Below are 13,561 nucleotides of genomic sequence, written 5' to 3'. Positions count from 1 at the left end.
TCAGGTCTTTCGGATCAGTCTGCCATTGAGACCGGCAGCCTCGGCGACAGTGTTGAAGATGGTGCCGTACTTGCGCACATTGGTATGCAGCAGTTCCAACCTCTGGTCGGACTCGTCACTGTCCACCGTCACGATGTAATCGACCGAAAGGATGCGCGGCGGTGAATCGTGGCGCTTGGCCTCGAGGCTCACCTCCACTCCGCGAAGCTCAAATTTCAGCAGCGGAGTGACGCGCTCGATGCCCTTGAGCATGCAGGCGGCAATAGAGGCGAGGAACAACTCGGCCGGGTTGAACGCGTCGGCGCGTCCGGCAAGCGCGGTGTCGATCACTAGTTCCGCCTCTTTGCAGGTGGCGACGCCGCCATTGGCGTCGACACGCCTCGCGTGAACCTTGTATTCAAGCATCAGGCCGCCCCTTTGCCCGTTCCGGTAGAGCCATCCATGGCGCCAATCCCCTGCAGCCTGGAGGTGAGCGATATCCGATCGATGGTGGCCAGCGGCAGGCTCATGAAGGCTGCGAGGCGGTTGCGCAGGTAGCGCAAGGCGTCGTCGAACGCAGCTTCCTTCTTGAAGTCCGGGCCCTCGACTGAGGCGGGGTCCTCGATGCCCCAGTGCGCCGTCACCGGCTGTCCCGGCCAGACCGGACAGACTTCGCCGGCGGCGTTGTCGCAGACGGTAAAGACAAAATCCATCTTGGGGGCGTCGGGGGTGGCGAATTCTTCCCAAGGCTTGGAACGCAACCCTTCTGTAGCGATGCCGGCACGGCGCAGGGTCTGGAGCGTGAGAGGGTGAACTTCACCTTTAGGCGTGGACCCCGCAGAAAAGGCACGGAACCGGCCCTGGCCTACGTGGTTCGTCAGGGCCTCGCCTAGGATCGAACGAGCGGAATTGCCGGTGCAGAGGAAGAGAACATTGTAGGTGCGATCAGCAGACACAGGCGATCTCCTTGGGTACAGCCGAGCAGGCGGCTGCCGCAGCGGCGGCGGGTGCACAGATTTCGGGGTGGCCGGAACAGCAGTCCCTCATGAGGAATTCGACCAGGCCGGCTAGCGTGTCGTAGCGGGCGCTGTAGATGATCGAGCGAGACTCGCGGCGGGATGCGATCAACCCCGATCGCTCCAGATGCGCCAGATGGAACGATGCGCCCGACGACGATGCGCCAACAGCCTCGCCGACTGCGCCAGCAGACAGGCCTTCTGGACCGGCCTGCACCAGAACGCGGACCATTCGCAGTCGCGTTTCCTGCGACAGGGCGCCGAAGGCATCGAGGGCTTGCGGTTCTTCCAATTTCATTTCAATATCTCAAGGATCATTGAATTATTGGATAGCTGAACATGAATGCCCATGCAACCGCCTATGTCCAAGTCGACAGCACCTTGGCCGACGTTCTGGTCCAACTCGACGGTCATGACGACCGGGTTCTCTCCATCTTGTACGAGGGTCGCTCCGTGCAGTCAGGTTTTCATGTGACGGAGGTAAAGGCCGGATCATTTGTTACCCTTGACTGCGGTGGAAACCCTGACGCCTGGACGGAAACAGTGCTCCAGGTGGAGGACATTCCGGCATCGGACGGCAAGGCCCAGATGACAGCAGGAAAATTCCGGTCAATCCTCGCTCAGGTTGACCGAAGGGTGTCGCTGGACCATGACGCCCGCCTGACCATCGAGATTGGTCGGCCAGGAGAGGCTATGAGGGTCTATGATATTGCCGAGGTGGCCATCACCGGGGATGCCGCCGTACTGGCTCTTGGCATTCGGCCCGCCATCTGCAAGCCGCGTCACCGGGCCGAACGGGCGACGGAGGTAACGGCATGCTGCAGATCGTCGCCGAAGGCACCAACCTGCTGCTAATCGTCAAATAGGTTCGGTTGCAGCAGCCTTTTTGACCGCACCTTTTCGCTCTCTCGGCGTAACGGCCTGAGCTTCAATGACAGGCCCGTCGAGCCTTGGGAGCTTGACGGCGGCGATGGCCCGTCGAGCCGCCTTCATTTCCGGTCCCTCGCTGTAACGGCCCAGCGTCATTCCGCTCCGTTTGTGCCCCACCAAGGCCGAGATGAGTTCAGGACGTACATTGGCGCGCTCGGCCTCGGTGATGAACCAACGCCGGAAGGAATGAAAGTTCACCAGGGAGCGGCGTCGGCCAGGAATTTGCTCATCGACACCGCAGCGCCGCCGATAGGCGGTAAACTCGTTGGAGGCCTTGAAGCTGCGCTCTCGCAAGCTCGTTTCCTTTTTCGGGCCAGGGAATTCGGGAAAAAATTCGTCTGTTGGCGCCTTGTCCCTGGTCCGCCGCTCAACAATCTCGGCTAGCGACGGATGGATCGGAACGTAGCGAGATGATTTCTCCTTTTTCTGCGGCTTGAACTTGAAGGCATTGTTGGCCGTGTCGCCGACCTTCAGGTCCACGATCACGTCGAGACGAGCTCCCGTCAACGCAGCGATCATCATTAGGTCACGCATCTCTGGCGCGGCATCGCCCAGCAAGAGGGTCTGCACTTCTGCGTTTGTAAAGGCTCGCTCTTCCTCTTCATGGGGTGTCTCTTCGACCTTCACAACCACGGCGAGCCATGGATTCTCGTCATGGATTTCTTTGTAGGCGAGGAATTTCCAGTACTGGGCAAGCCTGGTGATATACTTGAGGACCGTGCGAGCCGCGATGCCGTTTGCCAACGCTGGAAGGTCTGCGGCGAATTGCTTTGCCACCTTCGTCGAGATTGCCGAAAGATCGTCCTTCACGCCGTTTTTCGCACACCAGGACACTAGATAGTCGATGCCTCGCTGGTCGTCAGCTATGGTCCTGCGGTTCAGGCGGAGCTGCCCGAGATATTCAGCATAATGCAGTTTTAGGGGAGTCCCGCTGCCTGTGGCCACCCTCATGTAGCTCGTTGCCAACTGCTCCCTTCGCTTGTCGTAGACAGGGAAATCGCCTTCGTCATCGTGCACCACGGCAGTCTCGGGGCCCAGAATCTCATAGGCGCGAGCTTCCGCGGCTCTACGAATGTCGTTCTCCAGGTTCGGATCCATGGCGGCACGATACTCTTTTCGGATCAACAGGGCCTCTCGCAGGACGGCAGCATGGTCCGCAACATCCGCACCCAGCGCCATGTCAATGCGCTCTCGAAGCTCCTTGATGACGCCCCACTTGAGCCGGTTCGCCACCGCCAAGCTGTCGGTTTCCAGACTCTGTTTGAGCTTGGTGCCCAGCTGTTTGTGGAGGTCGCGCGGCACGGACAGGACGACACGCCACTTGTCGCCATGCTTCTCAAGATATCGTTTGTCTGAAGAGCTCTTTACCGGCATCGCCCTGCGTACCCACATTCGTACCCACCACGGGTACCGATATGGCCCATAATGCCTAGGAAACCCTTGATTTAAAATGAAAACAACACTTGAAATTGGAGCGCCCGCTCAGCTCCACCATTCCCTCTCAAGAAGTGATCGCCATGACGCGTTGCGGCGCTTGACCCGGCTTGGGACATGTCGCTACTCACAATGGAGGGAAAACGTTTACGGGAATAGCGAGCGGGATGTCGCGGCAGTCCAGTGTCCAAGGCAAACCGGACGCCACTTCAATGCCGACATCGCGCCAGCTGCTGCGTGCGCTCGAGACCATGGCCGGGGTGGGCTTCGGTATTTTCAATACCGATGATGGCACGGTCCGGTGGTCGGATGGCCTGCACGTGATGGCCTGCGATACCGAGAGTGTCGGGCGACCGCTGCCGCTCGATGCGATGGCCGACCTGTTTCACGCCGAAGACCGTCCCAGGCTTTTCGAGGCCTTCCATCAGATGATGCGCGGTTCGGCGCCGATTCATCGCCGCTTTCGCCTGGTTCGACCAGATCGAACGCTGCGGCTGCTCGACCTGCAGCCCCAGCAGCTGGTGGATGCCAATCACTACCCCTGTGGCTGGCTGATCTGCGTCCTCGACGTCACCGAAGCGGATAATCTGGCGCGCTTCGCGACCAGGGAGCGGCAGCGCCAGCAGGCCCTGCTGGGGTTTTTCGACCCGGACCTGGCCTGGCTCAGTTCCGCCGATGCCCGGCAGATTGAACTCGTCTTCCGCTCCGATCGCACCGATGTGGCGGTTGATACTGCACTCACCCAAGACTGGCTGGAGCTGATCCACCCAGATGATCGCGAGGCGATGCAGGCCGTGTCGAGCGACACGTCCAAGACATTGGTGCGCTGCCGGATCGCTGTGGCACCGGGTCAATATGCCTGGGCGGAAAGCGCCCGCATGCCGGTGCGCGATGCTTCGGGTATGCTGGTGGAATGGTTCGGTGTGACCCGGCTCCTGCCCGAGCCATCGGTTTCGGTGACCCGATCAGACGATGACAGCGCCATAGTCGGAATGACCGGCGCAACCATCCGCGCTGCCCGAGCCATGCTCGACTGGACCATTCCCATCCTGTCGCAGCGGGCCGGCGTCTCCGTCTCCACCATCATGCGCATCGAGGAGGCCTCTGATCCCACCCCGTCGACACGGCGGCCGGCGACCATGTCCAAGTTGGTTGCGGCGCTGAGTGATGGTGGCGTGGTGTTTCAGCATACCGTGACCGGGAAAATTGCGATCTCGTTGTAACATCTTGCCAATCAGGAAGAATTATTAGTGTTTCTACGCATTAGCTATGCGCCGGGCGCGCTTTGGCGGCGGCGTCCCGCACGAGGTTCAAGTCAACGTCCTGGATGAAGCTAAGCGTGCCAGCAGGCCCCTGCCGGCACACAAGGAGCCCCGTACTGCGCGATGTCCGGTTTACGAGCACTCATTGCAAATCTGCGCTCCAGAGCCGCTGCGTCCTGGCGACGCCTTCATAGCGACGAGGCAGGAAATTTTGCCATTCTGGCGGCCCTGCTGCTGCCGGTGCTGATCGGTAGCACTGCGCTGGCCGTTGAATATGGGCAGGGCCTGGTCACGCGGGCGAAAAATCAGCGCGTCGCCGATATGGCCGCTTTCGCCGGGGCGGTGAATTACGGCTCCACCAATTCGGAAGTGCGCATGAAAGCCGTGGCGGCGCAGGTCGCAACACTCAACGGCATTGCTGCCGATCGGCTGACGGTGAGCCTCGTCCCCTCGCCGCGCGGCGAGGGCGAGGTGGTGCATGTGGCCATCGCGGTGGAACAGAGCATCGTTCTGGGAACGCTGCTGGGGGCGTTGCCGGAACTGTCGATCGTGACCAATTCCTATGCGTCAATCGGGGGCAAGAATACGCCGCCTGCCTGCATCGTGGCGCTTGATCGCAACCTTCCCGGCATCGTCCTGTCGGGTGGCACGCAAATCGCAGCGCCCAATTGCACCATTGCCTCCAATGCCAGCGTTGCCGTTCCCTGCGGCACCAGCATTACCTCCAAGGGCGTCACCTACGATACCAATCCGCCAACCAATGGCTGTAACGGTATCCGTGACCCGCAAGGCGGTGCCGCGCCAATCACCAAGACCACGACGCCCGATCCCCTGGCCGGCAATGCGCGCGTCGCCAGTGCCACGGCACGGTTGGCCAGCGTCGCGACCATGACGCCACCGACGACGCCGGTCGTCAAGACCGGCCCGGATCTGAGCTTTGGCTATACCACCCGTGCATCGATGCAGAACAAGGTGGCCCAGGCCGGCTGCTCGCTTGGCAATACTGCAGACTATAGCGGTCAGTGGATCGTCAATTGCGGGGGCCAGGCAAAGGTCTATAATTTCGGCGCCTTCACCGTACCCGGCGGCGTCAAGCTCGAGCTCAATGCCGAGCCCGGCAAGCGGTTCGAATTCAGCGGCGGACTGCGCATCGAAGGCACGGCGAGCTTTCCGGCCGGAGAATATGTGATTGCAAAGGGCCTCTATGTGGCCTCAGGCACCGCCACTTTCGGCAAGGGGCGGTTTCACGTCGGTGCCAATACCTCCGGCTGTAGCTACAGCATCTGCACCCTTTCCGGCGGCAAGCTGACGATCGATGGTCCCAGTGCCTTCTCGCTCACTGCCGGGCTGAAAACCGGCGGTGGTGCCCGCATGGTGCTGGGGGCTGGGCAGACCAATGTCTTCGATATCGGTGCGGCTCGATTGACCAGCGGGGTCGGCAATGCCATCGATCTCGAGGGTGGCAGCACCACTATCCTCGCCGATGCCATGCCGGGTGATGCGGGCAACGATCCCGCCAGCTTCCGCGTGCATGGCCATATCAATGGCGGGGGAGGGGGCACTTGCTTCATCGTGAGCGCCGCACCGCACCACGATATCGCCGGAAACTTCATAGGCTCGGGCGCCGTCGTGCTCGGTGCCGGTATCTATACTATAGATGGGGCATTCCTTCTGGGCAGCAGTGGTGGCGGCGGTGCCACCTGCGATGGCCAGTCGATCAGCCTCATGGCCAATAATGTAAGCCTCGTTCTTTCCGGCAAAAGTGTCGGCACTGCCGGCAGTTGCAACGGCAAGGCCTTTTGTGTCGGCGCGGGCTACAGCAATATTGTGTTGCGGGCCCCCACCAGCGGCGCCTATGCGGGCCTCGCCGTGATCGGGCCGGTTGATGGCCGCACGGCCGGGGCCAGCTTGGTCGAAGGTGCAAGCAATGCGCGCATCTCCGGCGCCTTCTATTTTCCCACAGGGCCCATCGCCATGGGCGGGGGTTCTGGATTGGCGGGTGGCGGCGGCGACTGCCTGCAGATGATCGGATCGCGCATCGAATTGACCGGCGGCGCCGCGGCGGCCTCCGATTGCCTGGGCGAAGGGGGCGGCAGCGGCCGCAAAAAGCGGGTGGTGCTGGTGCAATGAAAGGCTTCCGTTGCCAGCTCCGCCGTTTCCTTCGGCGCGACAATGGCGTTTCGGCCATCGAATTTGCACTGGTGGCGCCAATCCTACTGATGCTGCTGGCAGCGGTGGTGGATTTCGGGGCACTCATCTATGTGCGTTCACAGCTCGAGACAGCGATGTCGACGGCGACCGGCTATGCACTGGCCCATGGCCAAGAGGTGACGGCGCAGACGGCGCCAGGCCTCACGCTGTCGGTGGCGCGCATCCTGGCCGGCCAGGCCGGAGACGCCAGTTCGGTCGATATCAGCATCAATGAGGGGCCGCGCACCAGCGGCGCCGCGGGTGGCCTGCAGCAAAGCGGTACGGCAGCTTTGGCTGGCCTCTGCTATTGCCCCAGTCCCGCCAATGGCGCCATCTCCTGGGGCAATGCGCGCAGCTGCGGTTCGGCCTGTCCCGCCGGCGGAAGTGCCGGCAAATATATGACGCTCACGGCCATGGCGCCCTATACGCCGCTCTTTTTCAGCTATGGCCTGTCCGATGGCGGACAAATCGTGGTCACCGCAACGGCGGCGCTGCAGTGAGGCGAATGTTGCCGCGGTTTCTGGGCGATAGCCGGGCTGCTTCGGCGGTCGAGTTCGCGCTGTTGATCGCGCCCTTCATCCTGCTGCTGTTCGGAATCATCGAGTTCAGCCGCGCCTGGTGGACCAAGCAGGCCATTCAGGACGTGGCTGGGGCTACTGCGCGCTGCTTTGGCGTCGGCCAGCGCGAATGCCTCTCAGCCAATGAACCGTCTGCGGCAGCGGCGGCTGAGTTTGCCCGCTCCCAGGCTGCGGCGCGCGGCGTGCGCCTCGAGGCCAACGGCATTGTGGTTACGCCCGATACCACATGTCAGGACATGGAAGGCGCCGTGGAGGTGATGCTCTCCACCAGGTTCGACTCGGTCTTTCCCTTCGAGAAGGTGATCAGCTTTTCGGCCAATGCCTGCTTTCTCGATTGGTCGGCGCTTTAGATCTCGCTTGAGCCCGTCACGACTGTGGGATGGGTGCCGTCGCGCTCCACCCCACCAGGACCGCCCTAATGGCGGAAGTGGCGCATGCCGGTCATCACCATGGCAATGCCGGCGGCATCGGCGGCGGCGATGACTTCGTCGTCGCGCATCGAGCCGCCCGGCTGGATCACTGCAGTGGCGCCGGCGGCGACCAGGGCTTCAAGACCATCGGCGAAGGGAAAGAAGGCGTCGGAGGCCACGACCGACCCCTGGGTCAGCGCGCCCTCGATCCCGGCCGCCTGGGCAGCGTCGATCGACTTGCGATGGGCAACACGGGCGGAATCCACCCTGGACATCTGTCCTGCGCCGATGCCGGCGGTGGCGCCATCCTTGACATAGATAATGGCGTTGGATTTCACATGCTTGGCGACCTTGGCGGCGAGCTTGAGGTCGACCAGCTCCTGTTCTGTCGGCTGGCGCTTGGTGACGACCTTGAGGTCGCAATCATCGACATTCTTGTTGTCGCGGCCCTGGACCAGGAGGCCTCCGGCCACCGACTTGACCAAGAGGCCTTCTGCCTTGGCGTCGGCCATGCCGCCGGTCAGCAGCAGGCGGAGGTTTTTCTTGGCCGCAATGATGTCCTGGGCTTCCTGGGTGGCGGAGGGGGCCACGATCACCTCGGTGAAGACCTTCACGATCTCGGTGGCAGTCTCGGCGTCGATTTCGCGATTGGTGGCGACAATGCCGCCAAAGGCCGAAACCGGATCGGTGCGCAGCGCCTTCAAATAAGCGGTCTTGAGGTCACCGGCCACCGCGACCCCACAGGGATTGGCGTGCTTGATGATGGCGACGGCAGCGGTCTCCGTGGGGTCGAATTCGCTGACCAGTTCGAAAGCGGCGTCGGTATCGTTGATATTGTTATAGGACAGCGTCTTGCCCTGCACCTGCGTGGCGGTGGCGACGCCGGGGCGGTTTTCGCCGGTCTTGTAGAAGGCGGCCCACTGATGGGGGTTTTCGCCATAGCGCATGACTTCGCTCAGCGTGCCGGCAAAGCTGCGATAGGTGACATCGGCGAAGTCGATCTCCCTGGCGAACCAAGTGGAAATGGCACTGTCATAGGCAGCGGTGCGGGCATACGCCTTGGCGGCGAGGCGCTGGCGCAGTTCGAAGGGAATACCGCCGGACTTGATGGCCTCGAGAATGGCCGGATAGTCGGCCGGGTCAACGACTACGGTGACAAAAGCGTGGTTCTTGGCCGCGGAGCGGACCATGGCCGGGCCGCCGATGTCGATATTCTCGATGATCTCGTCATAGCTGGCGCCCGAGGCAACGGTTTTCTCGAACGGGTAGAGGTTGACGGCGACGAGATCGATGGGACCGATCTCGTGCTCGTCCATCGACGCCTTGTGCTCGGGATTATCGCGCACCGAGAGGAGGCCCCCATGCACTTTGGGGTGGAGGGTCTTGACGCGGCCATCCATCATTTCGGGAAAGCCGGTGAGATCGGAAATTTCGCGGACCGGCAGGTCGGCTTCGGAGATCAGGCGGTGGGTGCCGCCGGTGGACACCAGCTCCACCCCGGCTTCGGCGAGCCCCTTCGCAAATTCGGTCATGCCCGATTTGTCGAAAACCGAAAGCAGTGCCCGCCCGACCTGTACCGTCTTGCCCATGGGATGTGTCTCGCCATCAAGTGTGGAGGAATTTGTCGGCTCGCTAGCACGAAGCGGGCAAAAGGCCAATGACGGATTGCGCCCCAGAGGGGTTGATCACTGTTCCTTGGTGAAAATCCAGGCCACTTCGTGATCGGCCGAGATGTCGGCCTCCAGCACCAATTGCTGGGTGCGGTGAAAGCCGAGATAGGCCGATTGGCGGACGCTGTCGTCCTGGCGAAGGCTGGCGCCCTCCCAAAGGAAGGACCAGACCGAACCGTCCGGCAGGGTGAGCCGCACGATGCTGTCCCCCGGCGGCCGGCGCGGGATGACCCCGGGGCCCAGATGGAAGCGGATGGCCAGATGCCCCTTGGGATGGTCGCCGGCGACCACGACCCGGTCCTGGCCTACCAGCGTGGTGCCGCCTGAGATCAGCGTCAGATGCCGCTCGATCTCGACGCCAAACCGGGACGCATAGCCATTGGTCTTGAGGCCCAGCATGTGTTCGGCCGTGTTGATATCCATGGCGGGCCCTGTAGCCGGGCCCGAAAAGAGCCGCCCCTTGAGCGGCATTGCATCCTCGGCGTCGATGGTCGGTGCGGAGTGGGCAATGGCTTGGCGGAACAGCGCCCGGCTTTCCGGCAGGTCGGAGGGGGCCGGGCCACAGGAGCCGAGGATCAGTTCGCGCCCATGCGCGAATTCGAAGCCCAGAGCGCCGGCATGGGCCTCACCGTCGAAGCCGGAAGGCGGTCGCAGGCCCGAATCCACTACCACGACGCTGTCGCCATCGCGCAGGATGCCATAGCCTCCAATCAGCTGCGATCGGCGCGAGGCGGAAGGGCCATGGGCCTGCACTGCGACCAGCACATCGTGCGGAACCTGGCCGCAGCCGTTGAAATAGACGGGCTCGCCGGTGGACAGGGTCAGTGCGTCGAGCGCTTCATGCATGCGATCGACCCGATTGGCGAATTCGGCCATCGCGGCGCTGCCATATTGGGTGGCGGCGCGGCGCAGGCTGGCAAGATCGACCAGAAGGTTGAGCTGCAGGCGCGGATTGCGCGATAGATGCAACCCATCGCCATCGACCTGCCGCGCCAAGACGCCGTTGAGGCGGATGAGCTTGTCTTCGATTTCGGTGTTTTCGGCCGCAGAACACAGGGCGGCGCCAAGTAGCCCCATGGCGGCGAAAAGCTCTTCGACCGGTTCGTCGGCCAGGCCGCCGCGCACACGCAGGCTTTGCACCTGTGTGCCCAGATTGCGCTGGATGGTTTTCATCTGCTCCGGGGTGGCGCCGTCAAGCAGCAGTGTCAGGTGCCGAAGCCAGTTGAGGACACGCTGGGCGGTCAGCATCAGTGTCCAGGTGTCGCGATCGAACTGGCCCTCGCGCCCGATCCAGTCGAGCACCAGCGTGCGGGCAAACTGCCGCTCGCCGGGATCGCGGCAGTCGCGGAAATGGCGCAGCCAGGAAAAGCCCTGCAGATTGTTCCACCAGTCGGGATGGTCGATATCGATGGAGAAAGGCGAGGTGCCGCCGGTTTCCACCAGCTTGGAGGCGAGCAGATAGCGGCCCGCCATCATCTCGCGCACCGTCTCGCGGTCGGAAGGACGAAAATCGGGCAGGTCGCCGACGAAATTGACCTCGCCCTGACCCTGCCAAGTCCAGCGCAAGAGCGGCTGGGTGACGAGGCTGTCGGCCAAGCCACGCGACAGCCTTCGCGCGGTATGGGTCAACCGCACGCTCACCGATATGCCTCCTGCCGGGTTTTCGCCCGTTCCGGCATCCGTCCGCCGCGCTCTGTCACCAGTCCTGTCCTTGCCGTGGCCTTTGTCACCACGCCTGAATTCGCGTCACTTTCGCTGAGCCGAAGCGGCTTGGCCATGGCCTATCGCGTTCGCCGGAATCGCGCCACGAAGAAACCGTCCATTCCACCGTTTCGTCCGCCCGGCGCCATGCCCGGATGGGTGCGCACATGCCCCTTCTCCGTCACCGCCTCGGCCAGGCCGGCCATTTCAGCAACGGTGATCGGGTCGGCTTCAAGTCCAGGCAGGGCACCAAGCGCCCAATCGGCCTGGGCTTCGCCTTCCTCTGGCTCGAGGGAACAAACGCAATAGATGAGGCTCCCGCCCACCGCCAAATTGGCAAAGGCATTGGTAAGCAGCGCCCGCTGCAGGCGCACCCGGCCGGCAATATCGGCGGCATTGCGATGCCAGAGAATCTCGGGATGACGGCGGAAGGTGCCGGTCGCCGAACAGGGGGCGTCGAGCACAATGGCGTCGAAAGGCGTCTCCGCGCGGTAGCTGGAAGCGTCTGCAGTGATGACCTCGGGGGCATATCCCAGTCGGCTCATATTGGCGGAGAACCGTTCCAGTCGCGCCGAATCGCTGTCGAGCGCGGAGACCTCGAAGCCGGCTTTGGCCAGTTGGGCGGTCTTGCCACCGGGGGCGGCGCAGAGATCGAGTACACTGGCCCCGGGGCTTGCACGCAGCAAACGGGCGGGAATGGCGGAGGCGGCGTCCTGTACCCACCAGCGTCCGGCATCATAGCCGGGCAGGGCTTCAACGGGTCGGTCGCGGCTGGCAAGTCGGACCGAATCGGCCATGAGCCGCTCGGCGCCGAGCGCTTCGACCAGCTCCTCGTCGTCGTCGCGCAAGGTCAGGTCAAGCGGCGCGCCCTCGATCAGGGCTTCGGCAAAAGCGTCGAGCTCGGTCTCGCCATAGGCCGATGTCCAGCGGCTGCGCACGGCCTCGGGCAGCAGGAGGCGTTCGTCCATCAGCCCGTAGCGCGCCGAATTGGCCTGCGCCTTGCGCAGCACGGCGTTCATCAGGCCGGTCAAATGACGAGCCTTGTTGTCTTTCTTGAGGGCCTCGACGGCGAGAAACAGAGCGCTGTGGGCGCCCAGATCTGGCAGGAAGACCAGTTGCGCCAGCGACAGGCGCAGGACCGCCTCGAAGGTGCCAGAGCGGGCCGGCAGGCCTTTTCCCAGCAATTCGGCGATGATGACGTCGATCTGCCCATGGCGGCGCAGGGCGGTGGTGATCAGGCGATTGGCCATGGCCCGGTCGCGGCCATCGGCGATATCGCTTGTTGATAGGGGCGCAAAATGCTCGCCGCCCAAAACGGCACGAAGGCGTTGGGCGGCGGCAAGGCGGAGGGAAAGCCCCGCCGGTTCGGGTTTGTTGGCCACTTGTTATCCTATCCCCAGGGACCGCGCGCTCCGCCATCATCTTCGGTGCGCCCCACGGTCGGCACGCGCCAGCCGCCGCCGATATCGCGACCGCTAGAGGCGGACTGCGGGCGGGGCTGGGGCCGGCGCCCCTTATCGTCCACGCTCATCTCGCCTGCAAGCTTTTGCAGCGCGGCAATGCGGTTGCCCGTATCGGGGTGGGTGGAGAAGAGATTGTCCATCCGCTGCCCGTTGAGGGGGTTGATGATATACATATGCGCCATGGCCGGGTTGCGCTCGGCGGCGACATTGACCTGCCGGCCGGCCAGGGTTGCGATCTTGTTGAGTGCGGAGGCCAGGGCCAGCGGATCGCCAGAGATCAGCGCGCCGTGCTTGTCGGCCTCGTATTCGCGGGTGCGGCTCACCGCCATTTGCACCATCATCGCCGCCATGGGCGCGAGGAAAACCATGAGCAGCGTGCCGATGCCGCCGAGCGGATTGTCGCGGTTATTGCTGTTGCCGCCGCCGAAGAACAGGCCGAACTGCGCCAGCGCCGAGATCGCACCGGCAAGGGTCGCGGTGATGGTCATGGTCAGGGTGTCCCGGTTCTTGATATGGGCCAGTTCATGCGCCACGACGCCGGCGACTTCGCGCGTATCGAGCTGGCGCAACAGGCCCGAAGATACTGCCACTGCAGCATTATTCGGATCGCGGCCGGTGGCGAAGGCGTTGGGCTGGTCGGTTTCGATCACGTAAACGGCGGGGGTTGGAATGCCGGCGCGCTGGGACAGCACATCAACCATGTCATAGAGTTCGGGCGCGCGGGACCGCTCGACCGGGACGGCGTTCTGCATGCGCAGCACCATCTTGTCGGAGTTCCAATAGGCAAAAAGATTGGTCACGCCCGCAAAGGCCAGCGCGATCAGCATGCCGGACTGGCCGCCGATGAAATAGCCCACCACCATGAAGAGCGCGGTCATGCCCGCGAGCAGGACAAAAGTGCGGAAGGCGTTGAACATGGGTCGAACCC

General features: G+C 63.1%; 13 protein-coding genes. 5 read left to right on the top strand and 8 right to left on the bottom strand.

Annotated elements, in window-relative coordinates:
• From BGO80_RS09730 to BGO80_RS09720, 3 genes are read right to left on the bottom strand one after another with little or no spacing between them, the layout of a single operon-like run.
• Positions 1-405 (bottom strand): OsmC family protein, encoded by a 405-nt coding sequence (locus BGO80_RS09730; RefSeq protein WP_286721175.1) that lies wholly within the window; start codon positions 403-405, stop codon positions 1-3.
• On the bottom strand, positions 405-935 hold the full coding sequence (locus BGO80_RS09725) for an arsenate reductase ArsC (protein ID WP_286721173.1): 531 nt from the start codon (positions 933-935) through the stop codon (positions 405-407). The genes BGO80_RS09730 and BGO80_RS09725 overlap by 1 nt, the downstream gene beginning before the upstream one ends.
• A complete protein-coding gene (locus tag BGO80_RS09720) occupies positions 925-1,287 on the bottom strand; it encodes an ArsR/SmtB family transcription factor (RefSeq protein ID WP_286722998.1) in 363 nt (120 codons plus the stop codon). The genes BGO80_RS09725 and BGO80_RS09720 overlap by 11 nt, the downstream gene beginning before the upstream one ends.
• 47 nt (positions 1,288-1,334) lie before the next feature.
• Between BGO80_RS09720 and BGO80_RS09715 the strand changes: the two genes are divergently transcribed.
• Positions 1,335-1,850 carry a DUF6428 family protein gene (locus BGO80_RS09715; protein WP_286721171.1) on the top strand — a complete coding sequence of 172 codons (516 nt, stop codon included), beginning with the start codon at positions 1,335-1,337 and terminating at the stop codon, positions 1,848-1,850.
• A 3-nt stretch (positions 1,851-1,853) separates the two neighbouring features.
• Here the strand turns inward: BGO80_RS09715 and BGO80_RS09710 are convergent, their stop codons facing one another.
• Positions 1,854-3,317 (bottom strand): site-specific integrase, encoded by a 1,464-nt coding sequence (locus tag BGO80_RS09710; protein ID WP_286721170.1) that lies wholly within the window; start codon positions 3,315-3,317, stop codon positions 1,854-1,856.
• 254 nt (positions 3,318-3,571) lie between these two features.
• Between BGO80_RS09710 and BGO80_RS09705 the strand changes: the two genes are divergently transcribed.
• The 4 genes from BGO80_RS09705 to BGO80_RS09690 all read left to right on the top strand — a co-directional run bounded on the left by BGO80_RS09705 (position 3,572) and on the right by BGO80_RS09690 (position 7,739).
• Positions 3,572-4,582 (top strand): PAS domain-containing protein, encoded by a 1,011-nt coding sequence (locus BGO80_RS09705; protein ID WP_286721168.1) that lies wholly within the window; start codon positions 3,572-3,574, stop codon positions 4,580-4,582.
• A gap of 162 nt (positions 4,583-4,744) precedes the next feature.
• Positions 4,745-6,751 (top strand): pilus assembly protein TadG-related protein, encoded by a 2,007-nt coding sequence (locus BGO80_RS09700; RefSeq protein ID WP_126149027.1) that lies wholly within the window; start codon positions 4,745-4,747, stop codon positions 6,749-6,751.
• The gene (locus BGO80_RS09695) at positions 6,748-7,311 is read left to right on the top strand and encodes a TadE/TadG family type IV pilus assembly protein (protein WP_286721166.1); all 564 of its coding nucleotides are present in this window, start codon (positions 6,748-6,750) and stop codon (positions 7,309-7,311) included. Before BGO80_RS09700 ends, BGO80_RS09695 begins: the two co-directional genes overlap by 4 nt.
• A gap of 5 nt (positions 7,312-7,316) precedes the next feature.
• Positions 7,317-7,739: a TadE/TadG family type IV pilus assembly protein gene (locus BGO80_RS09690; protein WP_126149029.1), complete on the top strand. Its 423-nt coding sequence runs from the start codon at positions 7,317-7,319 to the stop codon at positions 7,737-7,739.
• A gap of 65 nt (positions 7,740-7,804) precedes the next feature.
• Here BGO80_RS09690 and purH read toward each other — a convergent pair whose 3' ends face one another.
• The 4 genes from purH to htpX form a co-directional block, all read right to left on the bottom strand.
• Positions 7,805-9,388 carry a bifunctional phosphoribosylaminoimidazolecarboxamide formyltransferase/IMP cyclohydrolase gene (purH, locus tag BGO80_RS09685; RefSeq protein ID WP_286721164.1) on the bottom strand — a complete coding sequence of 528 codons (1,584 nt, stop codon included), beginning with the start codon at positions 9,386-9,388 and terminating at the stop codon, positions 7,805-7,807.
• A gap of 96 nt (positions 9,389-9,484) precedes the next feature.
• Positions 9,485-11,110, bottom strand: a complete 1,626-nt coding sequence (locus tag BGO80_RS09680; RefSeq protein WP_286721162.1) for a heparinase II/III family protein — start codon at positions 11,108-11,110, stop codon at positions 9,485-9,487.
• A 140-nt stretch (positions 11,111-11,250) separates the two neighbouring features.
• The gene (locus tag BGO80_RS09675) at positions 11,251-12,552 is read right to left on the bottom strand and encodes an RsmB/NOP family class I SAM-dependent RNA methyltransferase (protein ID WP_286721160.1); all 1,302 of its coding nucleotides are present in this window, start codon (positions 12,550-12,552) and stop codon (positions 11,251-11,253) included.
• 8 nt (positions 12,553-12,560) lie between these two features.
• A complete protein-coding gene (gene htpX / locus BGO80_RS09670) occupies positions 12,561-13,550 on the bottom strand; it encodes a zinc metalloprotease HtpX (protein ID WP_286721158.1) in 990 nt (329 codons plus the stop codon).
• Between the last annotated feature and the right edge of the window lie 11 nt (positions 13,551-13,561).

It is taken from the genome of Devosia sp. 63-57, from assembly GCF_001899045.1.
GTDB classification, from domain to species: domain Bacteria; phylum Pseudomonadota; class Alphaproteobacteria; order Rhizobiales; family Devosiaceae; genus Devosia; species Devosia equisanguinis.
The sequence above is the reverse complement of the archived record's forward strand: the minus strand, read 5'-3'. Positions and strand labels throughout refer to the sequence as shown.

Excerpts from the sequence above, each read along its gene's own strand:
- BGO80_RS09700 (WP_126149027.1), top strand. The coding sequence starts at position 4,745 with ATGTCCGGTTTACGAGCACTCATTGCAAATCTGCGCTCCAGAGCCGCT.
- BGO80_RS09710 (WP_286721170.1), bottom strand. The coding sequence starts at position 3,317 with ATGTGGGTACGCAGGGCGATGCCGGTAAAGAGCTCTTCAGACAAACGA.
- BGO80_RS09705 (WP_286721168.1), top strand. The coding sequence starts at position 3,572 with ATGCCGACATCGCGCCAGCTGCTGCGTGCGCTCGAGACCATGGCCGGG.
- BGO80_RS09690 (WP_126149029.1), top strand. The coding sequence starts at position 7,317 with ATGTTGCCGCGGTTTCTGGGCGATAGCCGGGCTGCTTCGGCGGTCGAG.
- BGO80_RS09730 (WP_286721175.1), bottom strand. The coding sequence starts at position 405 with ATGCTTGAATACAAGGTTCACGCGAGGCGTGTCGACGCCAATGGCGGC.
- purH (WP_286721164.1), bottom strand. The coding sequence starts at position 9,388 with ATGGGCAAGACGGTACAGGTCGGGCGGGCACTGCTTTCGGTTTTCGAC.
- htpX (WP_286721158.1), bottom strand. The coding sequence starts at position 13,550 with ATGTTCAACGCCTTCCGCACTTTTGTCCTGCTCGCGGGCATGACCGCG.
- BGO80_RS09695 (WP_286721166.1), top strand. The coding sequence starts at position 6,748 with ATGAAAGGCTTCCGTTGCCAGCTCCGCCGTTTCCTTCGGCGCGACAAT.
- BGO80_RS09715 (WP_286721171.1), top strand. The coding sequence starts at position 1,335 with ATGAATGCCCATGCAACCGCCTATGTCCAAGTCGACAGCACCTTGGCC.